At 68.6% G+C, this 2,408-nt stretch carries 4 protein-coding genes and 1 pseudogene; all 5 read right to left on the bottom strand.

Annotated elements, in window-relative coordinates:
• Positions 1 to 117: pseudogene (locus AC1D01_RS30375) on the bottom strand (inorganic phosphate transporter); the annotation flags it as partial.
• A gap of 15 nt (positions 118 to 132) precedes the next feature.
• Positions 133 to 780, bottom strand: a complete 648-nt coding sequence (locus AC1D01_RS30370; protein ID WP_047584741.1) for a DUF47 domain-containing protein — start codon at positions 778 to 780, stop codon at positions 133 to 135.
• A gap of 76 nt (positions 781 to 856) precedes the next feature.
• Positions 857 to 1,519 carry a deoxynucleoside kinase gene (locus tag AC1D01_RS30365; protein ID WP_477873056.1) on the bottom strand — a complete coding sequence of 221 codons (663 nt, stop codon included), beginning with the start codon at positions 1,517 to 1,519 and terminating at the stop codon, positions 857 to 859.
• Between the two features lie 8 nt (positions 1,520 to 1,527).
• Positions 1,528 to 1,881, bottom strand: a complete 354-nt coding sequence (locus AC1D01_RS30360; protein WP_477873054.1) for a DMT family protein — start codon at positions 1,879 to 1,881, stop codon at positions 1,528 to 1,530.
• Entirely contained in the window at positions 1,878 to 2,399 is a 522-nt protein-coding gene (locus AC1D01_RS30355; protein ID WP_477873058.1) for a 2-amino-4-hydroxy-6-hydroxymethyldihydropteridine diphosphokinase, read from the bottom strand. Before AC1D01_RS30355 ends, AC1D01_RS30360 begins: the two co-directional genes overlap by 4 nt.
• Positions 2,400 to 2,408: the final 9 nt, after the last annotated feature.

Below are 2,408 nucleotides of genomic sequence, written 5' to 3'. Positions count from 1 at the left end.
GGACACCACGGTGGCGATGGAATTCGCCGCGTCGTGGAAGCCGTTCATGAAATCGAAGACGATGGCCAGCGCCACCAGCAGCGCCACCACCCAGAAGGCGACCTGGACCGATTGCATCGGGGGCCCGCCGGATCAGGAGTTCTCGAGGACCACGCCCTCGATCAGGTTGGCCACGTCCTCGCAGCGGTCGGAGATCGATTCGAGCTGCTCGTAGATCGCCTTCAGCTTGATCAGCTCGCGCACGTCCTTCTCCTCGCGGAACAGCTTCGACATCGCGGCGCGCATCACCCGGTCGGCATCGGACTCGAGCTTGTCGATCTCCTCGCAGGTCTTGATCGCGGCCTCGCTCGCGTCGTGCTGGTTCAGCCGCGGCAGCAGCGACACCGCGTGCTGCACGCGCTCGCAGCACTTGGCGCTCAGGTCGCCGAGGCGCAGCACCTCTTCGGTCATCGTGCGCACGTCGTACAGCTGCATGGTCTCGGTGGCGTCCTGCAGCAGGTCGACGATGTCGTCCATCGCGTTGATCAGGCCATGGATCTGCTCGCGGTCGATCGGCGTGATGAAGGTCTTGTGCAGCAGCCGGTTGACCTCGGCGGTGATGCGATCGGCGGCGCGCTCGGCGGCCACCACCTCGTTCGCATGCTTCTCGCGCAGGTTGAGGTCGTTGTAGTTCTCGATCATCGCGATGAAGGCGCGCGCGCCTTCGACGATGAACGCGGCGTGCTGGTTGAACAGCTCAAAGAAATTGCCTTCGCGCGGCAGCAGCTTGCCAAACAGCATCGGGGTCTCCTGGGATCGGCCGCGCCGTCGTCGCGCTGTCACCAAATTTTCACTGGGCGCAGTGTAGCCGGGCGGTTCAGGCCAGCCGGGGCTGCGCGCCGGGGTCGAAGAACTCGCGCGGGCCCTGGAAGCCGGCCAGCCGGTCCAGCAGCGCGCGCCAGTCGGCCTCGCGCTCGATCGGGTTGAAGTGCTCGGTGTCGATCGCCAGCACCGGCGCCGCGTCGAAGCCCTCGAACCAGGTGGCGTAGGCGTCGGCCAGGCGCTGCAGGTAGTCGGCGGCGATGCGCTGCTCCATCGCGATCGCGCGGCGCTGGATGCGCTGCTGCAGCGTCGCGGTCGGCGCCTGCAGCCAGACCACGAGGTCGGGCTGCGGCACCTGCGGCGCGAGCTGGCCATACATCTGGCTGTACAGCCCGTACTCCTCGTCGCTCAGGTTCAGCCGCGCGAAGATCGCATCCTTGGCGAACACGAAATCGCTGACCACCGCCTGCGAGAACATGCCCGGCTGCGCCAGCGAGCGCACCTGGCGCAGCCGCTGGAACAGGAAGAACACCTGCGTCTGGAAGGCGTAGCCGGGCTGGTCGGCATAGAAGCGCTCCAGGAACGGGTTCTCGCCCGCCTGCTCCAGCATCGTCTCGGCCCCGAGGTGGGCGGCCAGCCGGCGCGCGAGCGAGCTCTTGCCGACGCCGATCGGCCCTTCGATCGCGATGTGCCGGAAGCGCTCCAGGCCCGCGCTCATCGGAACATTCACGAGCGGAAGATGAAGTAGACCGCGCCCACCAGGCACAGCCCGGCCCACACGTAGTCGAGCTTGAACGGCTCCCCCATCCAGATCATCGCGAACGGCACGAACACGCCGAGCGTGATGACCTCCTGCGTGATCTTCAGCTGCGCCAGCGAGAAGCCGCCGGCATAGCCGATCCGGTTGGCCGGCACCTGCAGCAGGTACTCGAACAGCGCGATGCCCCAGCTGATCAGCGCCGCGACGAACCACGGCTTGTCGGCCAGGCTCTTCAGGTGGCCGTACCAGGCGACCGTCATGAAGACGTTCGACGCGATCAGCAGCACGACGGTCTGCACCGACACGGGGATGGCATTCATGGGTCGATCCGGGAGAGGGGTTGGGGGTCGAGGCCGGCCAGCAGCGCCGCGACGCGGCCCTGTCCGGGGATGAAGAGGTCRGGTGCCAGGTCGGCCAGCGGCGCGAGCACGAAGGCCCGCAGGTGCATGCGCGGGTGCGGCACGGCCAGCGTGGGGAGGTCGATCACCTGCTCGCCGTACAGCAGCAGGTCGAGGTCGAGCGTGCGCGGCGCGTTGCGGTACGGCCGCTCGCGGCCATGCGCCGCCTCGATGGCCTGCAGGCCGGCGAGCAATGCCAGCGGCGACAGCGTGGTGCGCAGCCGTGCGACGGCATTGATGAAATCAGGCCCCTGCGCATCGACCGGCTGCGTGCGGTACAGCGGCGAGGCCTGCAGCGCCTCGATGCCCGGCAGCGCGGCCAGCTCGGCCAGCGCCCGGGTCAGCGTCGCGCGGGCATCGCCCAGGTTCGCGCCCAGGCCGACGAAGGCCCGTTCGGCGTCGGGCTCAGTCGCCGGCATTGCCGCCGGTGGCAGGCGCATCGCCGGCAC

It is taken from the genome of Rhizobacter sp. P3_B12 (genome assembly GCF_056402895.1).
This window is presented reverse-complemented; position numbering and strand designations above follow the sequence as displayed.

What these genes read in the sequence shown, in the direction of transcription:
- AC1D01_RS30370 (WP_047584741.1), bottom strand. Translation starts at nt 780, where the DNA reads ATGCTGTTTGGCAAGCTGCTGCCGCGCGAAGGCAATTTCTTTGAGCTG.
- AC1D01_RS30365 (WP_477873056.1), bottom strand. Translation starts at nt 1,519, where the DNA reads ATGAGCGCGGGCCTGGAGCGCTTCCGGCACATCGCGATCGAAGGGCCG.
- AC1D01_RS30360 (WP_477873054.1), bottom strand. Translation starts at nt 1,881, where the DNA reads ATGAATGCCATCCCCGTGTCGGTGCAGACCGTCGTGCTGCTGATCGCG.